23 protein-coding genes are annotated in these 26475 nt (G+C 37.4%); 2 read left to right on the top strand and 21 right to left on the bottom strand.

Annotated features, from left to right (window positions below):
* The first annotated feature begins 19 nt into the window (after positions 1-19).
* Entirely contained in the window at positions 20-2374 is a 2355-nt protein-coding gene (locus tag IGJ93_RS03510; RefSeq protein ID WP_370629913.1) for a transglycosylase domain-containing protein, read from the top strand.
* A gap of 597 nt (positions 2375-2971) precedes the next feature.
* Here IGJ93_RS03510 and ccpA read toward each other — a convergent pair.
* On the bottom strand, positions 2972-3973 hold the full coding sequence (gene ccpA, locus IGJ93_RS03505; RefSeq protein ID WP_067483841.1) for a catabolite control protein A: 1002 nt from the start codon (positions 3971-3973) through the stop codon (positions 2972-2974).
* Positions 3974-4183: 210 nt separating this feature from the next.
* On the opposite strand from ccpA, the gene IGJ93_RS03500 reads away from it, so the two are divergent.
* Positions 4184-5287 (top strand): aminopeptidase P family protein, encoded by a 1104-nt coding sequence (locus tag IGJ93_RS03500; RefSeq protein WP_067483839.1) that lies wholly within the window; start codon positions 4184-4186, stop codon positions 5285-5287.
* Positions 5288-5754: 467 nt separating this feature from the next.
* On the opposite strand, the gene IGJ93_RS03495 is transcribed toward IGJ93_RS03500, so the two are convergent.
* The 20 genes from IGJ93_RS03495 to secA form a co-directional block, all read right to left on the bottom strand.
* On the bottom strand, positions 5755-6336 hold the full coding sequence (locus tag IGJ93_RS03495) for a YtxH domain-containing protein (protein ID WP_071868692.1): 582 nt from the start codon (positions 6334-6336) through the stop codon (positions 5755-5757).
* Between the two features lie 2 nt (positions 6337-6338).
* On the bottom strand, positions 6339-6779 hold the full coding sequence (locus IGJ93_RS03490) for a DUF948 domain-containing protein (RefSeq protein ID WP_067483835.1): 441 nt from the start codon (positions 6777-6779) through the stop codon (positions 6339-6341).
* Positions 6780-6938: 159 nt separating this feature from the next.
* Positions 6939-7853, bottom strand: a complete 915-nt coding sequence (gene galU, locus IGJ93_RS03485; protein ID WP_067483833.1) for a UTP--glucose-1-phosphate uridylyltransferase GalU — start codon at positions 7851-7853, stop codon at positions 6939-6941.
* 14 nt (positions 7854-7867) lie between these two features.
* Positions 7868-8899 (bottom strand): NAD(P)H-dependent glycerol-3-phosphate dehydrogenase, encoded by a 1032-nt coding sequence (locus IGJ93_RS03480; protein WP_075491425.1) that lies wholly within the window; start codon positions 8897-8899, stop codon positions 7868-7870.
* 39 nt (positions 8900-8938) lie between these two features.
* On the bottom strand, positions 8939-9772 hold the full coding sequence (lgt, locus tag IGJ93_RS03475; protein ID WP_075491426.1) for a prolipoprotein diacylglyceryl transferase: 834 nt from the start codon (positions 9770-9772) through the stop codon (positions 8939-8941).
* Between the two features lie 18 nt (positions 9773-9790).
* Positions 9791-10726 carry an HPr(Ser) kinase/phosphatase gene (gene hprK / locus IGJ93_RS03470; RefSeq protein WP_067483827.1) on the bottom strand — a complete coding sequence of 312 codons (936 nt, stop codon included), beginning with the start codon at positions 10724-10726 and terminating at the stop codon, positions 9791-9793.
* A gap of 202 nt (positions 10727-10928) precedes the next feature.
* Positions 10929-11282 (bottom strand): phage holin family protein, encoded by a 354-nt coding sequence (locus IGJ93_RS03465; protein ID WP_067483825.1) that lies wholly within the window; start codon positions 11280-11282, stop codon positions 10929-10931.
* Positions 11282-11587, bottom strand: a complete 306-nt coding sequence (locus tag IGJ93_RS03460) for a PspC domain-containing protein (protein WP_067483823.1) — start codon at positions 11585-11587, stop codon at positions 11282-11284. Before IGJ93_RS03460 ends, IGJ93_RS03465 begins: the two co-directional genes overlap by 1 nt.
* Before the next feature lie 172 nt (positions 11588-11759).
* A complete protein-coding gene (liaX, locus tag IGJ93_RS03455; RefSeq protein WP_067483821.1) occupies positions 11760-13331 on the bottom strand; it encodes a daptomycin-sensing surface protein LiaX in 1572 nt (523 codons plus the stop codon).
* A 517-nt stretch (positions 13332-13848) separates the two neighbouring features.
* Positions 13849-14526, bottom strand: coding sequence for a phosphate signaling complex protein PhoU (gene phoU / locus IGJ93_RS03450; protein ID WP_067483819.1), 678 nt, complete (start codon positions 14524-14526; stop codon positions 13849-13851).
* A gap of 12 nt (positions 14527-14538) precedes the next feature.
* Positions 14539-15297: a phosphate ABC transporter ATP-binding protein PstB gene (gene pstB / locus IGJ93_RS03445; RefSeq protein ID WP_067483817.1), complete on the bottom strand. Its 759-nt coding sequence runs from the start codon at positions 15295-15297 to the stop codon at positions 14539-14541.
* A 15-nt stretch (positions 15298-15312) separates the two neighbouring features.
* Positions 15313-16119, bottom strand: coding sequence for a phosphate ABC transporter ATP-binding protein PstB (gene pstB / locus IGJ93_RS03440; RefSeq protein ID WP_067483816.1), 807 nt, complete (start codon positions 16117-16119; stop codon positions 15313-15315).
* A 15-nt stretch (positions 16120-16134) separates the two neighbouring features.
* Complete coding sequence (gene pstA, locus IGJ93_RS03435; protein WP_067483814.1) at positions 16135-17019, bottom strand: phosphate ABC transporter permease PstA; 885 nt, start codon at positions 17017-17019, stop codon at positions 16135-16137.
* A 1-nt stretch (position 17020) separates the two neighbouring features.
* Complete coding sequence (pstC, locus tag IGJ93_RS03430) at positions 17021-17941, bottom strand: phosphate ABC transporter permease subunit PstC (RefSeq protein ID WP_067483811.1); 921 nt, start codon at positions 17939-17941, stop codon at positions 17021-17023.
* Positions 17942-18055: 114 nt separating this feature from the next.
* Positions 18056-18913 carry a phosphate ABC transporter substrate-binding protein PstS family protein gene (locus IGJ93_RS03425; protein WP_067483810.1) on the bottom strand — a complete coding sequence of 286 codons (858 nt, stop codon included), beginning with the start codon at positions 18911-18913 and terminating at the stop codon, positions 18056-18058.
* Positions 18914-19265: 352 nt separating this feature from the next.
* Positions 19266-20714, bottom strand: a complete 1449-nt coding sequence (gene cls / locus IGJ93_RS03420) for a cardiolipin synthase (RefSeq protein WP_067483809.1) — start codon at positions 20712-20714, stop codon at positions 19266-19268.
* A gap of 172 nt (positions 20715-20886) precedes the next feature.
* Entirely contained in the window at positions 20887-21771 is an 885-nt protein-coding gene (gene ftsX / locus IGJ93_RS03415) for a permease-like cell division protein FtsX (protein WP_067483808.1), read from the bottom strand.
* Complete coding sequence (ftsE, locus tag IGJ93_RS03410; RefSeq protein ID WP_067483807.1) at positions 21764-22450, bottom strand: cell division ATP-binding protein FtsE; 687 nt, start codon at positions 22448-22450, stop codon at positions 21764-21766. The genes ftsX and ftsE overlap by 8 nt, the downstream gene beginning before the upstream one ends.
* A gap of 110 nt (positions 22451-22560) precedes the next feature.
* A protein-coding gene (gene prfB, locus IGJ93_RS03405; protein ID WP_179189241.1) for a peptide chain release factor 2 occupies positions 22561-23662 on the bottom strand; the annotation gives its coding sequence in 2 pieces (ribosomal slippage) (positions 22561-23589 and positions 23591-23662; 1101 coding nt in all).
* Positions 23663-23812: 150 nt separating this feature from the next.
* Positions 23813-26347, bottom strand: a complete 2535-nt coding sequence (gene secA, locus IGJ93_RS03400; protein ID WP_071868689.1) for a preprotein translocase subunit SecA — start codon at positions 26345-26347, stop codon at positions 23813-23815.
* Positions 26348-26475 lie beyond the last annotated feature (128 nt).

The following is a 26475-nucleotide window of genomic DNA, read 5'->3' as shown; positions in this document are numbered from 1 at the left end:
AAATAATTCAATAGTTGAGGTGACTCTTTTGCCACAAAAAGATATTAAAAAAAGGAAGAAACACGCCAACACTGAAAGATGGTTCATTCCTAAAATTATTTTTAGAGTTTTTCAGTCGTTAGCAGTCGTGATTGTCGTACTTTTATTACTAGCTGGTGCACTTGGTCTCGGGATTGGAGCTGGTTATTTTGCTTACCTTGTTGAAGACACCCAGACACCAACAAAAGAAGAATTGCAAGCTGACTTAGGCAATATCACAGAAACATCCAAACTTGTCTATTCAGATAACAGTGAGATTTCAACCATTCAAACAGATTTGATGCGAACAACCGTCGCTTCAGACAAGATTTCTCCCTTATTAAAAACAGCGATTATTAGTACAGAAGATGAGTATTTTGATGAACATGACGGCTTTGTACCTAAAGCAGTCTTACGTGCCTTAGTTTCTGAAGCTACTGGAATTGGTTCTTCTGGTGGATCAACGTTGACACAACAGTTAGTTAAGCAACAAATTTTAACTGACGAAACAACATTTAAAAGAAAAGCCAATGAAATTTTACTTTCGGCACAAGTCGAGAAATATTTTTCTAAAGACGAGATTATTTCAACTTATTTGAATGTCTCTCCTTTTGGCCGAAATAACAAAGGACAAAACATCGCCGGTGTACAAGAAGCAGCGAAAGGGATTTTTGGGGTAGATGCAAAAGATGTTTCTTTACCACAGGCTGCCTTTATTGCTGGACTGCCACAAAGCCCAATTACTTATAGCCCTTACACTAATACTGGTGCTTTGAAAGAAGACGTTTCAGACGGACTTGACCGAAAAGATTTTGTTTTGTTTAGTATGTATCGTGAAAAGAAAATTACGAAAGATGAATACGAAGCGGCGAAAGCTTACGATTTGACCAAAGATTTCTTACCGCAGCAAATTGCTGAACAAAATGATCGGGGTTTTCTCTACTACACTGTTATGAACAACGCAACTGAAATCGTAACGAAGCAACTAGCCGAAAAAGACAATGCGGATCTTGCCGACAGCAAAACGTATGATGCTTACTATCAAAAAGCGCAACAAACGATTCAAAACAAAGGATATACAGTTCATTCAACCATTGATAAAGATATTTATGCAGCTATGCAAGATGCCGTTGCAAATTACGGTTATTTATTAGATGACGTTTCTGGTACTCGTGTCGAAACTGGGAATGTATTGATGGACAATCGAACGGGTCGGATTTATGGCTTCGTTGGCAGTCGTGATTACGCGCAAAGTCAAAATAATCATGCCTTTGATATGATGCGCCAAGCCGGTTCGTCAATCAAGCCAGTATTGGTTTATGGACCCGCGATTGATATGGGCTTAGTTGGTTCCGAATCACGAATTTCCAACTACACCACAACTTGGAAAGAAGGCGCAAACTCTGGTGAAGAGATCGTGAATGCGACAAATCAACATCTCAACACTTTCCAAACGATTCGGGAATCTTTAGATTGGTCAAATAACATACCTGCCTATCATTTATATCAAGATGTACTTGATTCAGGTGGCTCAAAGCAAGCTGCTTATGATAACTATTTAGCCAAAATGAATTATCCAAAAAATGATAATTGGGGTGTTGAATCTGCACCACTAGGAACTGTAGAAGTGACTACCCTTCAGCAAACAAATGGGTTTCAAACATTAGCTAATAATGGAGTTTACCAAGAAGGTTACCTAATCGACTCGATTACAGATAACGAAGGTAACGTTATTTACCAACATGAAGAAAAACCTGTTCGCGTCTATTCAGAAGCAGCCGCTTCAATTATGAATAACTTAATGCGTAGTGTATTAGATCAAAAAATCACTACACCATTTAAAGAAGTGATTACGAATTTAGATGGTACATTAGGAAATGCTGATTGGGTTGGGAAAACTGGTTCGACCAATGAATATCGTGATTCTTGGTTAATTGTTTCAACGCCATCAATTACAATTAGTAGTTGGTCGGGACACGATGATAACACGCCAATGGATAATCAGGCTGGAAAACGTTCCGCAAACTATTTAGCCTATTTAATTAACCGTGTCTATCAGACCAATCCAACTGTTTTTGCAACACAAGAAAAATTCGAACTTTCCTCTGATGTGAAAAAAGAAAAAGTGGCTTCCTTTACTGGTCAACTTCCTGGAAAAGTCACAGTCAATAAGCGTTCGATTCAAACACCAAGTAATACGGTTGAATCTCTTTGGGCAAAAAATGAACCAGAAAAGAGTACCTTTAAATTCGGTATTGGTGGAACAGATGACAATTATACTGATTATTGGAAGACAGCTTCTACTTATGCACGTACAACTTCCAAGACAAAAAATGCACGAAACAACAATGACTAAAAGAAAAGCCACGGCATATGCTGTGGCTTTTCTTTTGGTTCTATTTTCTTTTGGTCCTTATTTTTAATTCCTAACTACTGTGCTCTCAAAAGTGGGTGTTTTTTATGTTTGTTTACTATTTTTTTGAGTGCTTGTTCGCTATCTTTTGAGTGCAGTGTTTTGTGCTACAAGCTTTATCCACGGTGTTCCCAAAGCAACTTCTTCGGCAATAAGTTCTCTTTTCTTAAAAATATGGGGAACTGTTTTTAGAAAAGCCTTCTTATTGCTTGAAGCTAAACGCTTGGCGCCACAACCTTATCCACGGTGTTCCCCAAGCAACTTCTTCGGCAATAAGTTCTCTTTTCTTAAAAATATGGGGAACTGTTTTTAGAAAAGCCTTCTTATTGCTTGAAGCTAAACGCTTGGCGCCACAACCTTATCCACGGTGTTCCCAAAACAACTCCTCCATATAGCTTGCATTCACTTCAAAATATGTAAAACTATTTTGAGTACTTGCTCGCTATCTTGTCGGAGTTAAGCGTTTTGCGCCACAACCTTTTATCAAAAAAGCCACGAACAATCAAAATGATTGCTCATGGCTACTTTTTCAATCAAAAATTATTTTGTTGAACCTTTTTCTTCAATTCCATAAGGTAAAACAATTGTTTTTTCTTCAACTTCTTCTTTGTTCATCATTTTTGTCAACAAACGCATTGAAACCGCACCAATATCATATAAAGGTTGTGTAATACTTGTCAAACGAGGACGAGCTACTTCAGTTAATAATGAGTTGTTGCTTGTGATGATCTCAAATTCTTCAGGAACTTTGATTCCTTTATCCAGCATGCCATCCAAGATACCAATTGCTAGTTCATCATCTGAAACATATACAGCAGTTGCTCCACTGTTATGGATACGATCAACTAATGACAAGCCATCTTTGAAGTTATAACTTGCTTCAAAAATCAGACCTTCACTATAAGGTAAGTTATTTTCTTTCAATGCATCTTTATAACCTTTCAAACGGTTTTGACCATTGATTGGGTCAATTAGTGCACCACTAACAAACGCAATTTTTTCGTTGCCGTTTTTTGCTAATTGATTCACTGCATCTTTTGTTGCAGAAGTATAATCAATGTTTACGCTACCTACTTGTTCATCTGGGTCAATTGAGCCCGCTAAAACAACTGGTGTTTTTGAGCGAGAAAATTCGCCACGGATTTCATCAGTAATATGATGTCCCATAAAAATTACACCATCAACTTGTTTTGCTAACAAGTTGTTTAGTACGTTTACTTCTTTTTGGTCATTACCATCTGAGTTAGCCAAAATAATATTGTATTTGTACATTGTCGCAACATCATCGATTCCTCGAGCCAATGAAGCGAAAAACATATTGCTGACATCAGGAATGATTACACCAACAGTAGTAGTTTTCTTGCTTGCTAATCCACGCGCAACAGCATTTGGTCGATAATCAAGACGATCGATTACTTCCAAAACTTTCTTTCGTGTCGCAGGTTTAACATTTGGGTTTCCGTTCACAACGCGTGAAACAGTTGCCATTGACACATTTGCTTCTCTAGCTACATCGTAGATAGTAATTGTTTGTTTTTCCATTTGTGTTCTCCCGTTCTTATTTATCTGATTTTTTCTGAAAATACGACTTACATTTCTAAATTAGAATATCAAATTATTTTATGGATTGCAACCGTTTTAACAGTGTTTTCATGAAAATTATGTTTTTCTTTCAATTTATCGGAATGGTCTTTCGAAAAATTTAATGTTACAATGATAAATAGTTTGAATTATCAGAAAGAAGGAAGCTAAATGAACAATGTAAAAATCAATGAATTGCGTCAATGGATGGCAAATAATCAGGTTGAGCTTGCTTATATCAGCGACCCTGGACACATCGCATATTTCTCCGGTTACGAAAGTGATCCACATGAACGTGTGCTTGCGTTATTTATTCCATTAGAACAAGACCCATTTTTATTCACACCAGCTTTAGAAGTTGATGATGCCAAAAATAGTGGTTGGACTTTTGATGTTCGCGGTTACCTTGATAGTGAAAACCCTTGGGAAATCATTGGCAAAGAAATTCGTACGCGTTATGGTCAACCCGGCAATGTTGGAATTGAAAAAAATGCTTTGACTGTTGAACGTTTTGATTATATGTCGGATATTTTATCTGGAACAGATTTCTTTACTGACTTGACTCCGGTTATTCAACGTTTACAATTGATCAAAACAGTGGAAGAAAAAGATAAATTAATTGCAGCTGGAAAATGGGCAGATGTTGCTTTTGAAATTGGATTTAAAGCAGTAAAGGAAGGCATTACAGAACAAGCAATCATTGCCGAAATTGAGTACCAATTGAAAAAACAAGGTGTTTCACAAATGTCTTTTGATACATTAGTTTTAGCTGGAAAAAATGCGGCTAGTCCTCATGGTGCACCAGGGAATACACAAGTTAAACCAAATGAACTTGTTCTATTTGATTTAGGTGTTGTTTGGGACGGTTACTGTAGTGATGCAACTCGAACAATTGCTTACAAAAAACCAACTGAATTCCAAGAAAAAATCTACAATATTACATTAGAAGCTCAACTAGCAGCTCATGATGCTGTTCGTCCTGGAATTACGGCTGGCGAATTAGATCAGATTGCACGCGGTGTAATTGATAGCTATGGCTATGGTGAATACTTCAATCATCGTTTAGGACATGGGATTGGTACAACTGTTCATGAGTACCCATCTTTAGTCGAAGGAAATGATTTGGTTATTGAGGAAGGTATGTGTTTCTCTCTTGAACCAGGTATTTACATTCCTGAACAAGTGGGTGTGCGTATTGAAGATTGTGTTTATGTGACAAAAGATGGTTGTGTGCCATTTACAACAACACCAAAAGAATTGTTGATTTTGGAATAAGGTTGTGGCACCAAGCGATTAGCTTCAAGCAATAAGAAGGCTTTTCTAAAAATAGTTCCCCATATTTTTAAGAAAAGAGAACTTATTGTTGAAGAAGCTGCTTGGGGAACACCGTGTATGAGGTTGTAAAAGAAGTGCCCAACTTCAATAAATAAGAATAAATTTTCGGAAATTGCTTTTCAAATTTTTGTGAAATTTAGGCTTATTTTGAAGGAGTTACTTCTTGAACACCGTGGATAAGGTTGTGACACCAAGCGATTAGCTCCGAAAAGATAGCGAGTAGGCACTCAAAATAGCATTTCATATTTTTAAGTGAGTGTGAGCTATGTCGAGTAGAAACAAAAAATAGCTTTCCATATTTTGAAGTGAATGTAAGCTATGTCGAGGAGTTGCTTTGGGAACACCACGATATCTAGCAAAAAAGACGGGTCGGAATAATTTCCGATCCGTCTTTTTATCAGTGTAGCTTACTTTTCTTCTACAACTTTTTTAGCAGCATCTTTCACATCTTCTTTTGCCATGTCTGCTAAATCTTTTGTATCTTCAACGACAGGTTTTGCTTCTGCAACACCATCTTTCACTGTTTCCTTTGCTTGCACTGCAGAATCCTTCACATCTTCTGCAATATCTGCTGTTGTGTCTTTTGCAAGACTACCTAAATCTGCAGTTTGTGCTTTTAATTCATCTGCTGATTTTTTAAAACGATCAGATAAATCTGCTGATTGTTCTTTCAGATTCAATAAAATATCATCTGATTCATCGCTTGCTTGCTCCGCAGTTTGGTCAACTTTGTTTTTGATGTTGCCGGCTAACTCACCAGCTTGTTGTGAAAGATCAGCCGCCTTTTCTTTTGCAATATCCGTTAGCTCTGCAGATTTTTCTTTTGCAAGGTCAGTATAATCTGAAGCTGCGTCTAATAGATCATCTGCTTGTGCTGCTAAGTCATCGCGTAACTCTTTTCCTGATTTTGGTGCTAACAATAATGCTGCAACTGCCGCTGCTGTTCCACCAATCACTGCACCTAATAGAAATCCACCTTTTTTAGCCATATTTATTTTCCTCCTGTCTGTTCATTCTGTTTTTTATTTTTAAAAAATTTCATTGCTGTTCCACCGACTTTACCAGCAACTGTCGCTTGCGCAGTTGTTTTTCCTAAGCCGCCAACTTTTGTTACCAAATTTTTACTTGAAGAATTCAATTCTGAAACACTTTCACTTAAATCAGCTACAGCTGTAAACAATGGATCAATCGTTGCAACTTTTCCATTGACATCTTCAAGCAAATCATTACTCTTCACAAGTAGTCCCTCTACTTGTCTTGAAAGGATATCTACATCCTTTGTTACAACTGCAATCGTTGTATTCGCTTCTGCAACAGTCTTATCAACTTTTTCTAATGTTTTTGATACTTGCATCAAGATACGTACTAAAAACACGACTAACACTGCAAAAGCTATTGCTGCAATCAATCCTGCGATTTCTCCGCCTGTCATAATCAATCTCCTTCCCTTGCCTCTCCTCTTAAGAATAGCATTTACGTTTTTTTTAGACAAATAAAATACTACCAATTCTTACTTTTATCAAAAAAGAAAGCCTCAACTACCAGTAAACTATGAGTAGTTGAAGCTTTTTCTTACTTACGCAAAAGTAACTTATTTTTCTTTTGATTCAACTTTTTTTGTTTCTTTTGCTGGAGTTGCTAATGTTTTGCTCAACTCAATAATATATTCTTTTAATGGTGCACCGACTTCTGGATGTTTTAATCCATATTCAATACTTGTTTTCATAAACCCAAATTTGTCTCCTACATCAAAACGTTGACCAGTAAACTGACGAGCGAAGACACGTTGCGTTTTATTCAGCGTGTCAATTGCATCCGTTAATTGGATTTCATTTCCCGCACCAGGTTCTTGGTTTTCTAGCACTTCAAAAATTTCTGGAGTCAATAAGTAACGACCAATGATTGCTAAATCACTTGGTGCTTTGCTTGGATCTGGTTTTTCTACAAAATTTTTCACATTGTAAAGACCTTTTTCTAGCTCGCCACCAGGATTGATAATACCGTATTTTGATGTTTCTTCATGTGGGACTTCCATTACAGCAATGGTTGAAGCATGGGTTTCTTCGTAGTCATTGATTAGTTGTTGTGTTAATGGAATGTCGTCCTCCATGATGTCGTCACCAAGCATTACAACAAATGGTTCGTTCCCAATAAAAGCTTTTGCTTGCAAAACAGCATGTCCTAACCCTTTAGGATGAGATTGTCGGATAAAATGTAGATTGACATCTGTTGTTTCTTCAACCAATTTCAATAAATCATTTTTCCCTTTTTCACGAAGATTTGTTTCTAGTTCAATATTGGCATCAAAATGATCTTCGATTGGACGTTTAGCTTTTCCAGTAACAATCAAAATATCTTCAATTCCAGATTTCAATGCCTCTTCGACAATAAATTGAATCGTTGGTTTATCCACGATTGGTAACATTTCTTTTGCCATTGCTTTCGTAGCCGGTAAAAATCTTGTTCCTAATCCTGCTGCTGGAATAACTGCTTTTTTTACTTTCATGATTGACGACTCCTTTAAAAAATAGTTAATGAAAATTCATTTTCAACTTTTCCATCACGTAACATAATTTCTTTTGCTGCTTTTTTGATGTCTTTTCCCTCATAAAGGACTTCATAAATCGTTTGTGTTATTGGCATTTCCACGCCCATACTATCGGCCAATTCCATAGCTGCTTGCGTCGTATTAACGCCTTCGACTACCATTCCCATGTTTTCTAATACTTCGGGTAATTTTTGACCTTGCCCTAATAAATTGCCGGCACGCCAGTTACGAGAATGAACACTAGTCCCTGTGACAATCAAATCACCAACACCACTTAACCCAATGAAAGTTAAAGGGTTAGCACCCATTGCAACACCTAAGCGACTGATTTCAGCTAATCCTCTTGTCATGATTGCAGCTTTTGCATTATCACCAAAGCCTAGTCCATGAATTGCTCCTGTGCCGATTGCAATAATGTTTTTTAACGCTGCCCCCATCTCAACTCCAATGACGTCAGGGTTGGTGTAAATTCGGAAATAGTCATTCATAAATAATCGTTGGACATATTTTGCAGCTTCTGTATTCGTACTTGCTGCTGTAACTGTCGTAATATCATGGTTAGCTACTTCTTCAGCATGACTTGGACCAGATAAGACAACGACTGCTTTTCTTTGTTCCACTGGAATTTCTTCTAATAAGATTTCTGAAATACGCTTATGTGTCTTTTGTTCCAATCCTTTGCTGGCATGAATGATGACAGGTTTCGTATTCGGCGTCATTTTCATCACAACTTCTTGTGCTACAGAACGAATCGCTTTCGTTGGCACCACGAATAAAATAGCGTCTACGTCAGCTAAGGCTTCTGCCATTTCGGTAAACGCCCGAATAGCTGTTGCTAATTTCAGTTCTGGTAAATACCGTTGATTCGTATGCTTTGTGTTGATTTCAGCTACTTGTTCTGCTCGGTGTCCCCAGATTCTTACATCATGACCATTTTCTGCAAGCACTTGGGCTAGTGCCGTCCCCCATGAACCAGGACCTAACACTGCGATTTTTTGTTGCATTTAACCACTCCTTTGCACGGAACATTGTTTGCTTGATCATTAAATAATTGATTGATTATCACCAAAACTTCGATCATAATCTGTTAAATTTTTATCTTTTTTACGACGTAAAATGAATACGATGATGGTTCCAATAAATAGTACTGCTGAGAGTAACTGAGAAATGCGAATGATATTTAGGAAGTATAAGCTATCTGTTCGAAGCCCTTCGATAAAGAAACGTCCGAAACTATACCAGATAAGATATAAAAGAAAAACTTCTCCTTTTTTAAGCAAATGTGGTCGTTTTCTCAACATCAATAATAAGATGACGCCAAGCAAACTCCATACTGATTCGTAGAGAAAAGTCGGCTGACGAAACGCGCCATCAATGTACATATTTTCAATAATAAACTGTGGTAAATGTAGACTTTCTAAAAAGCTACGAGTTGTTTCCGGCCCAAAAGCCTCATGATTCATAAAGTTTCCCCAACGACCAATGGCTTGTGCAAGCAACACGCTAGGCGCTGCAATGTCAAGAAAAGTCCACGGTGAAATAAAGTGATACTTGGTAAAGAAATACATCGTAAGTCCACCAGCAATCAATCCACCATAAATAGCTAACCCACCCGAGCGAATATTAAAAATCTGGATTGGGTCTGCAATATATTGAGGTAAATCAAAAAGAATATAATATAAACGAGCACCGATGATTGAAAGTGGTAATCCCCATAGCATAAAATCCGTCACGTCATCTGCTTTCATACCGACTCTGACTGCTTCTCTAGTGCTTAGCCACATGGCAATAATGATCCCTGAAACAATGATCAATGCATACCAATAAATAGGGATTCCGGCAAGCTCAAACGCTACTCGATTGATTTGTGCGAGCATTTTGTCACTCCTTATTTATTAATTTCCTGAATTTTCTTCGATTAAACGACTTAATCGTTCTTCAAATGTTTTTGTTGCGTCGAATCCCATTGTTTTCGCACGGAAGTTCATCGCAGCAACTTCAATGATGATAGCCACATTTCGTCCAGTCTTAACTGGAATTTTGATTTGTGGGATGCCGACTTCTGCAATTTCAACCGACGTATCCTCTGAGCCTAATCGATCATATTTCTTATCTTTCGCCCAAGCTTCTAAATAGACAGCCAGTTGGACTTGCATCGAACCACGTACCGCACTTGCACCAAATAAGTTCATGACATCGATGATGCCAATTCCACGAATCTCAATCAAATGCTCCAAGATTTTTGGTGGCTCACCAATCACGGTTAATTCATCTTGTTGATAAACATCCACTCGGTCATCTGCAATCAAACGGTGACCACGCTTGATCAATTCTAATGCTGTTTCACTCTTACCAATTCCGCTATCTCCTTGGATCAAGACACCTAGTCCATAGACATCAACTAAAACACCGTGGACACTTGTTCGTGGTGCTAATCGTCCGTCTAAATAGCTAGAAAGTTCTCCTAACAAACGTGATGTTGAAATTGGTGAGCGCAAGACAGCCATCCCATGTTCATTTGCAGCCTGAATCATTTCTTCTGGTGCAGATAAACCTCTGGAGATAATAAACGCGGGCATATCTTCGCTGCATAAACGTCGCATAATCATCAAACGTTCCTCTGGAATCATGCGCTCTGCAAAACTAATTTCTTTGCTTCCAAATAATTGAAGCCGATCATGTGAATAATAACTAAAATAACCAGTCAGTTCTAAGCCTGGACGTGAAATGTCACCTGTGACTATGACACGTTCTAAACTTTTTTCATCGCCGGTCACGATTTCTAAAGATAATTTTTCAACCAGTTGGCTAACTTTAACTACTTCTGCCATATTCATGCTACCTCATTTCTATTAGGGTGTTCGTTTTCATTTTATCATTGTCTACCCAAACTTACTACCAAATAAAAAAAACGGTTTATTTCTTTTTCAAATAAAAAAGATTGCAAGAAAAGTCTATTGAACTTTCCCTGCAATCTCTGTTTTTTCTTGCTGAATAAAGAAATGATGATTTTTTAGTTGGTGTCTTTCGTAGTTACTGACGATTTAAATTATGCTCACTAACAACAACATTTACTAATGACATAACAATTGCTACTAGAAATGCTGCTCCAAATGATGCAAATCCAAAATTGGCTGCTCCAACAAAGAAGGAAGTCAATTTTAATATTGCTGCGTTCACTACAAAGCTAAACAATCCAAAAGTAACTAAGGTCAGCGGTAAAGATAAAATTGTTAAAATCGGTTTGACGAACATGTTTAACACCGATAAAACAAAACTTGCTAACACCGCTGTCCAAATACTACTCACATGGATCATTTGGGGAAAAAGGACTGCTAGTGAAATGAATGTCAAAGTATTCACAACGATTCGTTGGAAATAAGACATTAGAAGTCACTCCAATCATCATCATCGATTTTTTCAGCTTCTTTGCGTTTATTCGTTTGTTCGCGATAATTATTTTTTTGGTAATATTCATTATTGTGACCATAGTTTGTACGAGAAGATTTACCAGACGGTATGATGACAGCTAGTAAAATGTACAAAATAATTGGACTGCCAAATGCAACAAGACTCAAAAAGACATACACCACACGAACAATTGTTGGATCAATACCAATAAACTCTGCAATTCCCGCAAGTGTACCGGTTAATACAATATTATCAGTTGATTTCGTTAATTTTTTTTTCATTCTATTTCACCTCTGTCCTATCTATTTTAATCGAAAATATTGGGAAACAAAAGTCTGTTCCACTTATTTTTTGGCGACTACACAGACTAGAATGAACAGCCCAGAATAGCCCATTTTTTTGGGCTATCCTGTGTCCATCTCACATTTGTTTTTCTATTTAATAAGCGTTCCCTTACTCAGCATCTTTCAAAAAGATGTTTCCTGTTGTGGTTGATAATTGAACTTGGGCAATTCCTGTATCAGAAATGCGGCGGAATTGTAACATTTGATTGGTTCTTTCTTTCTTTTCACGGACAACATCATACTCACTCATGCGGCTATTGATACTGCCTAAGCTTGTTTTTGCATGTCCTTCGACACCTAATGTTTCCGGTAACGCTACTTTGACGTTTCCATTGACAGAGCTTGCTTCGACTTTTCTTAATGAGTTCTCTGTTAATGTCAAGCGAACATCCCCATTGACTAATGATACCGAAACATTTTCAGGCGTTGTTGCCATGGTGACTGTTCCGTTGACCGTTTCAATGATTGAGTCTAAAATTTGACCGCGATTCACGTCAATATTGCCATTGACTCCTTCAATTTCTAACATAGTTGCTGTCAAATCATTAATTAGGATATTTCCATTCGTTGATTTCGCATAAGTGTCTTTTGTTTCTAAACCTTTAATTGTGATATTTCCGTTAAGCAATTTGATTGCTACATGGTCGTATAAGCGTGTTGGTAAGTAGAAAACAAGGTCTGCTCGTACACGTTTATTCGGAATTTGGAAAGAAATGTGGTCTTCATTGACTTCGATTTGGCTTCTTTCTAAAAAGGCATCAAATGGTTCAGCTGTCATTTTTCCGTAGAGTTTGATTTTGGCTTCTACTTTGACATCTTCACTATCCCACGTTTTCAAAAGCACGTTTCCGTTTGCCGCTTTGATATCGATGATACTTGCTTCTGGTGCTTCATAGTAAAATTCATGTTCGAATTTCGTTGTTGCAATACCAGGAACACGTAAATTAACATCTTTCCATTCCATGTTGTCGTTCACAGAATCAGAAACCGTTTGGAACGTTTTCTTCAAGAACTTGCCTAATTGGCTACCCGCTTCAGACATTTTTTCGCCAACTTGGTTCAAGGTGTCTGTTGCTTGTTCTTTCCAATCATCTGGTAAGTCAAATTTTTCAGCAATTGAATCTTTCGTTTCTGACCATTGATTTTTACGAATATCTTTTAATTCTGCTTCGAGCTTCAATTGTTGCTCAACTAGCTTATTGCCTTCTGCTTCTAACGTTTGGATTTCACTTTCCAACGCTTGACGTTGTTCAAGTTCTTCTGCGGTTAACTCATCTAGTTCTTCTTTTGTATTCAACTGCATCAATGCTTCCTGTTTGTCATTGCGTGCTTGTCGATTTTCTTGTAATTCAGCATTCACTTCATCTAAATGTGCAGATGCTTTGTTTGCTTCTGTTGCTAATTCATCAAGAATTTTTTCTAAGTTTTCTTGATCTTGTTTTTCTTTTTCCTTTGGATCCACTTCAGAATCAGTGAAGGTTTCCTCTGCATCATTTTCTAAATCATCCATCAATTGACTTACTTGATCTTTTTCTTTATGACTAGCAGTTACTTTGTCTGCTTCTTTTTTAATTGACTTTTCGTCTTTTTCAGTTGCCATACTTTCTAACAAATCTAAGCCTTCTTCAGTCGAAAGGATTCCTTTTTTTACTAAGTCTAAAATACGTTCTCTTTCTTTCATGGAAATTGCCTCCTTGAGCAAATATTGTTTGCAACTTTTCCTTACATCCATATTATGCCTTCATTTGAAGAAAATGTCATAGGACTTAAGATGTAACTTTTTCTCCACCTTCCGTCATTCCCTACTATTCTAATCATACTAAAAAAAGAGATTGGAAGAAAACAAAGTGCGTTTTCCCCCAATCTCTTAAAGGTAAGTTCATTTTTTATTGTTTGACACTAACTTTTTGGAACACTCGCTATCTTGTCAGAGCTAAACACTTTGCGTCACAAATTTTATCCACGGTGTTCAAGAAGTAACTCCTGCTAAATAAGTCTAAATTTCACAAAAATTTGAAAAGCAATTTCTGAAAATTTATTCTTATTTATTGGAGCTGTGCACTTCTTTCACAACCTTTTTCACGGTGTTCCCAAAACAACTCCTCGAAATAATTCATAACTGTCAAAAAATATGAAAAGCTATTTTTGTTAGTTACTCATTATTTTTTCGGAGCTGACCGCTTTGCGCCACAACCTTTTTAAAAAATCTCATCATGGGTCGTATTCAATTCCGTAATCTTACCTGTTGCCAAGTAAACAATCCACTCACAAATATTTGTAACATAGTCACCAATACGCTCCAAGTAACTAGCAACATTCAAATAGTCTGTTCCGCTAATGACTGTTTCTGGATTTGCTTCCATGTTTTTGATTGTTGCATTGTAGATTCGATTGAAATACTCATTTACACGTTGATCCATGTTGGCAATTGTCCGAGCGTCTTTTTCGTCCGTTTTAACATAGGCAACCAACACATTATCAACCATTTTCTTCACATAGTCTGACATGTCCGAGATTTCTTTTTCGATTTCAGGAATTCTCGTTTGTCCTTTGACACGAATCGTTGATTTTGCAACAGATACCGCGTGATCCGCCATTCTTTCCAAATCAGAACTTGCTTTCATAACGGTAATAATCATGCGCAAGTCTGTCGTTACTGGTTGTTGCAGAGCAATCATTTCAAAGCTTTTCTTTTCTAAACGAATTTCCATATCATTGATATTTGTATCGTTTTCGATTACTTCTTGTGCCAGGGCTTTGTCATGCTTCACATAAGAGCGAACAGACTTATGCACCGCACTACTTACCATCATACCCATTTCATAAAATTGATTATGAAGATTTAATAATTCCTCTTCAAATTGCGTTCGTAGCATTTTATTTCCCCCTTATCCGAATCGTCCTGAGATGTAATCTTCTGTTTCTTGCTTTTCTGGATTCATAAAAATTTTCTTTGTATCATTGAATTCAATTAAATGACCATCTAAGAAGAAAGCTGTCTTATCTGAAATACGAGAAGCCTGTGACATGTTATGTGTGACCATAATCATCGTATAGTTCTCTTTCAATTCTAACAACATACTTTCAATTTTTCCAGTTGAAACAGGGTCAAGTGCACTTGTTGGTTCATCTAGTAAAATAATTTCTGGGTTGACTGCTAAGACACGTGCGATACATACTCGTTGTTGCTGTCCACCTGATAAAGACAAAGCGCTCTTATGCAGTTTATCCTTCACATCATCCCAAACTGAAGCGGCTTTTAGACTTTCTTCAACTACTTGATCTAACACTTTTTTGTCTTTTTCGCCTTTTAGTTTCAATCCATAAATAACGTTCTCATAGATTGAAAAAGGAAAAGGATTAGGCTGTTGGAATACCATGCCGATTTCTTTGCGTAGTTCAACGGTATCAGTTTTAGGACCGTAAATATCTTTTCCTTTATACAGCACACTTCCGGTGATCGTTACACCAGGAATCAAGTCATTCATTCGATTCAATGAACGCAGGTAAGTTGACTTTCCACAACCTGAAGGACCAATCATCGCCGTAATCTCACCTTGGTTGATACTTAAGTCAATTCCTTTTAAAGCTTCTTTTTTTCCATAATATAAATGAAGATCTTTTGATGAAATAATTTCTTTTGTCATAATGAAGCCTCCGTTTTAACCAAAATGACCGGACACATAATCTTCGGTTGCTTGAATTTTCGGTCTAGTAAATATCTTCTTCGTTTGATCATATTCGATTACTTTTCCTAAGTAAAAGAATGCCGTGTAGTCACTGATACGCGCAGCCTGTTGCATGTTGTGTGTCACGATGATGATGGTAAAATCTTCTTTTAAGTTCACCAACGTTTCCTCAACTGTCCCAGTAGAAATAGGGTCCAATGCACTTGCTGGCTCGTCCAGTAATAAAATATCTGGTTTCATTGCAATCGCACGAGCAATACATAAACGTTGTTGTTGCCCTCCTGACAAGGCTAAAGCACTTTTATCAAGGTTATCTTTGACCTGTTCCCACAGGGCAGCTTGTTTCAAACTAGTTTCAACGATTTCATCTAGCTTCTTCTTGTCTTTTTCCCCATGTTGCTTCAAAGCAAACGTGATATTTTCATAAATGGATTTACTAAATGGGTTCGGACGTTGGAACACCATACCGATTCGTTTACGCATTTCATAAACGTCGACTTGGGGTGCGTTGACATCAACATCCTTATACATGATCTTCCCAGTGATTTTTGTGTTTGCAATACCATCATTCATTCGATTCAACGAACGTAAATAAGTTGACTTCCCACAACCAGAAGGACCAATTAATGCAGTGATTTTATTTTTTTCAAATTCTAAGTCAACACCTTTGATTGCTTCGTTATCACCATACCAAACATGTAAATCTTCAGTGTGTAAAGCAATCTTCTTTTCAGGAGGCATCGTGATGATATTTGTATCATTCAAATTGTATTCTTTCATAGTTTCTTCTTCTCCTTAGGCTGAAGTCATTTTACGGTATAACCGTTTCCCAATCGCACGTGCCCCAAAGTTGAAGAGCAAGACTGCAATGATCAATACGGCAGATGCTCCGGCTGACACAGCAGCGCCATCTGGCATCGTTCCTTCAGTATTGATTTTCCAAATATGAACAGCCAATGTTTCCGCTTGGCGGAAGATACTAATCGGACTTGAAACACTTAGTGGATTCCAGTTACTAAAATCAAGAGCTGGCGCGCTTTGTCCTGCTGTGTAAATCAAAGCAGCCGCTTCCCCAAAAATCCTTCCAGAACTTAAGATTACACCCGTTAGAATTCCAGGTGTTGCTTCTGGAACTACGACTTTTAAAACTGTTTCCCAACGTGATAAGCCCAAAGCTAAACCAGCTTCTCGTTGTGTGTAATGAACAGCTTGTAATGATTCTTCCACTGTTCTTGTCAAAAGTGGCAAATTAAAGACAGTCAACGCTAACGCACCAGACAAAATGGAAAAACCATATTGAAACTGAATAACGAAGACCAAGAAACCAAACAAACCAACTACGACAGAAGGTAATGAACTCAAAATTTCAATAGAAGTACGAACCACATCTGTCATCCAGTTCTTGCTTGCATACTCGGATAGATAAATTCCCGCACCAAGTGATAAAGGGAAACTAATAATCATTGTAATCAATAATAAATAAATCGAGTTGAATAATTGAATACCTACACCGCCACCTTCTTGATAAGCTTTTGATGGCTCAGTCAAGAAAGACCAAGAGATATGAGGAATTCCACGCACTAAAATATATAGTAACAAAGCAGCCAAAATCAAGACAATGATTCCAGAAACGGTATATAAAATACCAGTTGCGATTTTATCGGAACGTTTTGCATTCATATTATTTTAAGGCTCCCTTCTTACCAATCATGCGGATAACAATATTAAAGAATAATGACATCAATAATAGGATCAATGCTAAGGACCACAACACATTATTTTCAATCGTGCCCATGATCGTATTACCGATTCCCATTGTTAAAATCGAAGTCAAAGTTGAAGCTGGTGTTGTTAAGCTAGTTGGCATCAACGCTGCATTCCCGATCACCATTTGGATCGCCAAAGCTTCCCCGAAGGCACGTGCCATTCCGAAAACAACTGCTGTCAAAATTCCAGGTACAGCTGCTCTAAGAACTACCTTATAGATCGTTTGCCATCTCGTTGCTCCCAAAGCTAATGATGCTTCTCGGTAATGTCGAGGAACAGACTTCAATGCATCTACAGTCATCGTTGTTACTGTTGGCAAAATCATAACAAACAAGACAAATGTTCCGGCTAAGATTCCAAACCCTGTACCGCCAAAGACGTTACGAACAAACGGCACGATCACAGATAAACCGATAAAACCATAAACGACTGATGGAATACCAACTAACAGCTCAATTACTGGCTGTAAAATTTTTGTTCCGTTTTTCGGCGAAATTTCCGTCATGAAAACTGCAGCACCAATAGCAAATGGTGTTGCGATGATGGCAGATAAAAATGTCACGATAAATGAACCTGTGATCATTGGCAATGCCCCAACCATCGGTTTTCCATCTGGACCAACTTGACTTGGATTCCAACTCGTCCCAAATAAAAAGTCGAACACATTCACTTTGTCGACAAAGAAAGTCGCTAACCCTTTACTTGCAACAAAATAAAAAATAGCTAATACCACTAAAACAATTAAAGCGATACAAAGAAAACTAATAAATTTTCCACGTTGCTCCATTTTTGAACGCTTCGATTTTGTTAATAATACTTTTTTTACATCCTCCACAGATGACTCCCCCTTGCTCAGGTTTAACATACTTGTTCAGTGTACAAAACAAACATCAATTTGGTTTTAATAACATGTAAAAGTTTCGCTAAGTTTGTAAATTTTTTGTAAAGGTTATTCAGAAATGATATTTCCTTCCCAATCACGTTCCACTTTCATCTGTGAAACTGGAATATAGCCTAATTCGCCAACGATATTATTTTGAATTTCGTCTGAAAGAATATACGCTAAAAATTCATCCGTTAACTCCGTTGGTTTTCCTTTTGTATACATATGTTCATATGCCCAAATGGTCCATTCATTTGTTGTCACATTTTCATCTGTTGGTTCCACGCCATCGATTTTAAGCGTTGCTACTTCGTCTGTTACATAAGAAAAGGCAACATAACTGATTGCCCCCGGTGTGTCGGCAACAATTTGGCGAACCATGCCGCTTGAATCTTGTTCCTGTGCCTGGATTGCAGACTCACCATCCAATACCCATTTTTCAAACGTACTACGGGTTCCACTTCCAGAAGCTCGGTTTAAAATAACCACTGCTTGATCTTTTCCACCAAGTTCTTTCCAGTTTTTGATTTCACCAGTAAATAGTTTTTTTAACTCTTCCATGGAAATAGCTGAAACGCCCACTTTTTTATTCACAATCGGTGTTATTCCAACGACAGCAACCTTGTGATCTACTAAAGCTTTTGCATCAATCCCAGACTTTTCTTCCGCAAATAAGTCAGAGTTACCGATGTCCACAGCACCAGATTGAACTTGAGATAATCCCGTTCCGCTACCGCCACCTTGGACATTAACAAATTTTCCAGGATTTTCTGTTTGATAGCTCTCTGCGACCGTTTCAACTAGCGGTTGTAATGCAGAAGAACCTACCGCTGTAATTGATTCCCCGCGATCAATCCATTTCGCACATCCAGATAAAAGAACGGCTAATCCCAATACTGGTAATAATAATTTTAATTTTTTCATTAAAAATCTCCTTTAGTCATAAAGTAATTTTATTCTAACATTTTCCTTGTTTATTGAAAATGAATCAAAATCATTAAATAACGAATTGATGAGTTATTCTTGATAAAATAAAAATAAAACTATCTCATTATTTTTGACTATGCTATACTATTTCTGAAATGCGTCTCTTGAATAAAGACTTGAGTGAACTTATTTCTTGCTTTCCCCAAAAAACAAGAAATACCCCAAAGTTCATGAAAGTAGATTGAGACGTTTTCTTCATTTCTGAGTTTATTCAGAAGTGACCCCGATAAAAAAGGACCTGGAACATAAATCAATGATTTATGCTTCAAGTCCTTTTTGCTTATTCTTCTTAAAGTAACGGTGAGACTAATCTCGCTAAGCCTTCTTTAAGTTTGATTACCGTTCCACGATTTTCATAGATTTCTCTGGTTAATTGTTTCGATACATTTGAGTCATCAAAAAATGCTTTACGTACTTGTGAAGCCATTCGTTCATCATAAACTAGCGTATTGACTTCAAAATCCAAACGGAAAGAGCGAACATCAATATTTGCCGATCCAACTGAAACGACACCACCATCAATAATCATCGTCTTCGCATGAATAAACCCGTTCTCGTAGGTTTCAACAATTGCCCCATACTCAATCAGTTCTGCTGCAAAAGAATAAGTTGCCCAGTAAACCAATGGATGGTCAGGTTTATTTGGAATTTGCAAATGAACTTTGACGCCTGCCAGCAAAGCTAGCTTGAGTGCTTCATGAATCGAACCATCGGGAATGTAATAAGGCGTCTGAATCAAAATTTCTCGTTTTGCTAAAGAAATCATTTTTAAATAGGTCATCTTGATCTGTTCGTGTTCCGAATCCGGCCCGCTGGTCACGATTTGAACAGCCATCTCCCCTGTTGAATCAATCATTGGGAAAAAATTGGGCGAATAGCTGACTTCATTTGTGTGTTGAGAATTCCAGTCCATCAAAAATCGATTTTGTAAACTGTAAACAGCTTCGCCATAAATTCTTAAATGATTATCACGCCAATAACCAAATTTTTTGACCAAACCTAAGTACTCATTTCCCACATTAAATCCACCTGTATACCCAATCTGTCCATCAATTACAACGATTTTTCGATGATTTCGATAATTGATTCGCGGATTGATGTATGGAACAAATAATGGAAAAAAGAATGCGACTTCTCCGCCGTTTTTCTTTAATTCATCAAAAAAACTTAGTGAAACCTGCGTCGATCCCCAAGCATCTAATAAAACCCGCACTTTTACGCCTCGTTGTGCTGCAACAATCAATGCATCTCGCAGTTCTACGCCTAAATCATCACTTCGATAAATATAATACTCAAGATGGATATGATTTTGTGCATGATTGATATCATCAATCAACGCATCAAATTTTTCACGACCATCTGTAAACAACGTAACTTCGTTTTGCGTCGTGTATAATGTTCCTTCTGAAACAGTCAACATATAAATCAGTTGCCTGACATCGGCTTGTCCTGTTGGTGGATGGGGATACAATCCACGTTTTAATGCACGTTTATCTTCTTCAATTTCCAAATTCATCCCAATTTTTCCTTGCATCTTCAAATCAAAAATTTTGTCTTTTGAAATTCCCCTACCAAAAAAAATGTATAGAATAAATCCTAAAATCGGGATAAACATCAACACAAGTAACCAAGCCCATGTCTGTGCTGTTTCTCTTCTTTCACGAAACACAATGATTAACGATAATAAAATGTTCGCAATCAAAATGATCGTAAAAAAATTATCAACAATCACCTTCATGGATTCACCTCTTCATTTTCTAACCTCCTAAGCATAACCAAGTTTTTTTTTAAAGTAAAGAGAAAAAAGAACACGCTTCAATCCACCATTTTTCAGTATTCTTTTCGACACAACAAAAAAACATTGCACCCACTTTTCATGAGTACAATGTTCTTTTACTTTGAATGATTGATTAAATTTTCAAGAATCGTCTCATTGAGATCGTCGATCCTAAAGAACCAATGATTACGCCGATACCAGTCATCAAAACATTGATTTTCCAAACAAAATCAGCTGGTTGCAACAAGGAATAGTTCGAGCGTAGTAACGATGGATTAACCAATTGGAAAATTTCACGATAACCAAATGTTAAAATCAACATTGGAATAATTGCTCCAATCAAACCGATCCAACCGCCTTCTAAGAAGAACGGCCAACGAATATAGCCATTTTTTGCTCCAACTAATCGCATAATTTGAATCTCTCTTTGACGAGATAAAATTGTAATTCGAATCGTGTTAGAGATCAAGAACATAGCAACAAATAATAGCAACGCTGCTGCTGCTAATCCCCATGTACGAACAGCTCCCGCAATTTCAAAGATTCGGTCTGAAGAAGTGCCACCGTAATCTGCTCGGTAAACGTTAGACAATTTTGCCGCTTCTTTTGAGACATCTTTGGTGTAAGAAGGTTCTGTTGCACTTACCACGTATACATCATATAAAGGATTGCTATCTCCTTCAAACAAATTCCATGAATCACCCATTGCTGCTTGGATTTTTTTCAATTCTTGGTCTTTACTTGAAAAAGATACTTTTTCAACATGGTCAAGCTTTTCTAATTCTGTTCCTAATTTTTTGATATCCGCCTCTTTTGTACCAATATCAACAAAAACTGAAACATCTACGTTTCCTTCAATATCTTGTGCAAGTTTAGTTGCATTCATAATAACAGCCATAAAAATACCAACAAGTGCTAAAGTGATTGTTACCGCACTAACTGAGGCAACAGTCATCCAGCCATTACGTTTCAAGCTTTTGATACTTTCTAATAAGTGGCGGAAAAAGGTTCTAATCATCGTATCCGTATTCCCCTTCCGCTTGGTCTCGAATAATTCGGCCGTTTTCAATGGCGATTACCCGATGACGAATTGTATTTACGATCGTACTGTTATGTGTTGCCATAACAACTGTCGTTCCTTGTGCATTGATGCGGTCAAGAAGTTTCATGATTTCCCATGAATTTTCAGGATCTAAGTTACCTGTTGGTTCATCTGCAATCAAAACCTTTGGTGTGTTTACAATCGCGCGCGCAATCGCAACACGTTGCTGTTCCCCACCAGATAATTCACTTGGAAAAACACGTACTTTATGTTTTAAACCAACTAAATCCAAAACTTCCATCACACGTTTTTTAATTTCACGTGGTTTACGACCAATTACTTGCATAGCGTAAGCTACATTTTCATAAACAGTCTTTCGCGGCAATAATTTATAGTCTTGGAAGACGATTCCAATTTCTCTGCGTAAATAAGGAACTTCACGATTTTTGATAGCCATCAAATCATGTCCTGCAATAGTCAATGTTCCTTTAGTTGCTTTTTCTTCTCGGTACATCAATTTGATAAATGTAGATTTTCCTGCTCCTGATGGTCCAACTACATAAACGAATTCTCCTTGATCGATAACGACCGAGAGATTGCGGATGGCAGTCGTACCATTGGAGTACTTCTTCATTACATCCTTCATTTCAATCATGGCATTCTCTCCATATCTTTTTCAGTCTTCAGCCATTATAGCATGGCAATGTTTCAAGTTGCTTGCAAAATTTTACAATTTTATGTCAATTAAATAATAATCCACTAATGTTATACCAGATGCATTTTTAAATAAGCATCAATAAATAAGTCTAAGTCACCGTCCATGACCGCTTGAACATTCCCAGTTTCTGCATTTGTGCGGTGATCTTTAACCATTGAATAAGGATGGAATACATAGGAACGGATCTGTGAACCCCAGCCAATTTCTTTTTGTTCACCACGTAAAGCTGCAGCTTCTTGTTCTTTTTTCTCTACTTCAAGTTGATAAAGTTTCGCCTTCAACATGCCCATAGCTTGCTCTCTATTTTTTAACTGAGAACGTTGTGCTTGGCTTGCAACCACCGTTCCAGTTGGGATATGTGTGATTCGCACAGCAGACTCTGTTTTATTGATATGTTGTCCACCAGCTCCACTGGCACGGTACGTATCAATTTTTAAATCATCTGGATTGATCTCAATATCAATTGTCTCATCCAGTTCAGGCATGACATCTACCGAACAAAACGAAGTATGACGTCTTTTAGCTGAATCAAACGGTGAAATTCGAACTAACCGGTGAACACCTTTTTCAGATTTCAAATAACCAAATGCATTATGCCCTTTGATTAACAAAGTGACGCTCTTGATTCCAGCTTCGTCTCCCGCTTGGTAATCCAAGATTTCCACTTGATACCCATGCTGTTCTGACCAACGTGTATACATGCGTAACAACATGCTGCCCCAATCTTGTGATTCCGTACCGCCTGCTCCAGGATGTAATTCCAGAATAGCATTGTTTCGATCATACGGTCCATCAAGTAACATGGCTAACTCATACGTATTCATTTTTTCATTTAATGCATGTAACCGTGTCTCCAGCTCTGTTTGCATTTCTGCATCTGGTTCTTCTTGTAATAACTCCGTCAAAAGTTCTAACTCTTCCAATTCACCTGCTAAAGAATGAAATTGGTCGTAAGCTTCTTTATTCGCATTATTTTCATTAATTACTTGTTGCGCAGCAACACTGTCATCCCAAAAACCCGGTTCAGCCATTTTGTACTCAGCTTGTGCAATCGATTCTTCCAGCTGATCTAAGTCAAAGAGACCCCCTAAAGCTTGTGACCTTCTCTTGCATGTCAGCTAACAAATTACGAATCTCAAAAATTTCCATGTTTGCTTCCTTCTTTCTCTGGACAATCGTTTTCGTCTTCTTTTCACTTCTTTTTCTAGTCTACCAGAATCTAAAGATAACAGAAAGAAGGTGAGACAAATTCTTTCTAAAAAGAACTTCTCTCACCAGCTTCTTTCTATTTAAAAATGATTATGCTTCATTTTTTCCGTGGCAGTTTTTGTATTTCTTTCCACTTCCACAAGGGCAAGGATCATTTCGTCCAACTTTATTCACTTGAACTGGTTGTTTTTTTGCACTTGTATTACTTTTTTCTTCCGCACTTGCTTCGGTGGCATGTGAAGCTTCACCTTGAGAAACTTGTTCTCGTTGAACATTTTGGCGAATTTCAGCTTTCATGAATAAACGAGTTACTTCATATTCAATTGCGCCGACCATATCTTCAAACATTTTGTATCCTTCTGTTTGATATTCAACTAACGGATTATTTTGTCCATACGCACGTAACCCAATTGATTGACGTAATTGATCCATTGCATCAATATGATCTGTCCATTTCGAATCAACCACACGTAAGATAACAACTTTTTCAAATTCTAAGAGTTGTTCTGGACCATTTAAATGGTTGGCTTTTGTATTAAACACGTCTTGTGCTAACTCATTTAAATAAACTTTCATTTCATCTGGTGTTTTTCCTTCAAGATCTTTCACGCTGATGCTGTCTTCGTGGACAATTGCATTCCCCGCAAAATCGACGATTCCTTCAAGGTTCCAGTTTTCTTTTTCTAGTTGTGTGTGTGCATCTACTACTCGACTAATTGTTCGTTTGACCATATTCATCAATGGTTGAGACAAACTATTTTCTTCCATGATTACATCTTGACGTTGTTTATAGATTACTTCACGTTGTTCACGCATCACATCGTCATATTGTAAGACATTTTTACGCGTATCATAGTTATTTCCTTCTACGCGTTTTTGAGCAGACTCAACTTGCTTCGTTAGCATCTTACTTTGGATAACCGCATCTTCATCCCCAATTTTCATCCGATCCAAGAAAGCTTTGATTCGTTCTGAACCAAAACGTTTCATCAAATCATCTTCTAATGAAAGATAAAATTGTGACATACCTGGGTCTCCTTGACGTCCAGCACGTCCACGTAACTGATTATCGATACGACGAGATTCATGACGTTCTGTACCAATAACAGCTAAACCACCTAATTCACGTACACCAAGACCTAGCTTGATATCTGTCCCACGACCAGCCATATTGGTAGCAATCGTAACTGCACCTTTTTGACCAGCATTCATAATAATTTCAGCTTCTTTAAAGTGATTTTTAGCATTCAATACTTCATGTGGAATCCGTTCACGGTTCAACATATCTGATAGTAATTCAGATGTTTCAACCGCAACTGTACCTACCAAGACTGGTTGTCCTTTACGATAACGGTCTTTGATATCCTGAACAACTGCGTGGAATTTACTTTCCAATGTTGGATAAAGTAAATCTGCACGGTCATCACGAATAACTGGGCGATTCGTTGGAATTTGAATAACTTGAATGTTATAGATTTCTCTGAATTCTTCTTCTTCTGTTTTCGCAGTACCAGTCATCCCAGAAAGTTTTTTGTACATACGGAAATAGTTTTGGAATGTGATTGAAGCCATTGTTTTTGTTTCGTCTTCGATTTCCACGCCTTCTTTTGCTTCGATTGCTTGGTGAAGCCCATCAGAGTAACGACGTCCATCCATGATACGACCAGTAAATTGGTCAACGATCATGACTTTTCCGTCTTGAACCACATAATCAATATCAAGTAACATGATGTAGTTAGCACGCAATGCTTGATCTAAGTGATGTGTCAAAGCAGTATTTTCAAGATCATATAAGTTTTCTAATCCAAAAGTTTCCTCTGCTTTTTCGATTCCCGCTTCAGTTAGCCCAATGGTTTTTGATTGAACATCGATTTTATAATCTTCTTCTTCCTTCAAACGTTTAACGAAGTTATCTGTTCTTGTGTATAAAGCAGTTGATTTTTCTGCTTGTCCTGAAATAATCAATGGTGTTCTTGCTTCATCAATCAAAATTGAATCCACTTCATCGACAATCGCATAGTTCAATGGTCGTTGAACCATTTGATTACGATAAACAACCATGTTGTCACGCAAATAGTCAAATCCTAATTCATTATTTGTACTATAAGTAATATCACAGTTATACGCTTCACGTTTTTCATCAGCTGATTTAGAATTGATATTCAAACCAACGCTAAGTCCCAAAAAGTTATAAAGTTCTCCCATTTCAGTTGAGTCACGGGTTGCTAAATATTCATTTACTGTAACAACGTGTACCCCTTCACCTGACAATGCATTTAAATACACTGGCATAGTCGCAGTTAACGTTTTACCTTCACCAGTACGCATTTCTGGAATGTTCCCATCATGAAGAACGATCCCACCCATCAATTGGACGTGATAAGGGTATAAGCCCAAGACACGTTTCGCTGCTTCGCGAACAACGGCGAACGCTTCTGGCAATAGTTGGTCCAAAGTTTCACCTTTTTGATATCTACCTTTAAATTCATCAGTTTTTGCTTGTAATTGCTCATCAGTTAAAGCTGCCATTTTATCAGCGTGTAATTCAACTTTTTTAGCAATGCTATCTAAACGTTTTAGTTCTTTTTTATCATTTTCAATGATTGAACGTATAAAATTGGCCATTCGTTGTATAATCTCCTTTTTCTGCAGTATCCATCTCGCTTATGTAGACTCTCCTATCCATTTTATCATTACTTATAGATAATTGAAATATCTTAGCTATATTATTCTCTGAACTTCTTTATTCTTAA

Origin of the sequence: Enterococcus sp. DIV0174, assembly GCF_050529065.1 — a bacterium.
GTDB classification, from domain to species: domain Bacteria; phylum Bacillota; class Bacilli; order Lactobacillales; family Enterococcaceae; genus Enterococcus_B; species Enterococcus_B thailandicus.
The sequence above is the reverse complement of the archived record's forward strand: the minus strand, read 5'-3'. Positions and strand labels throughout refer to the sequence as shown.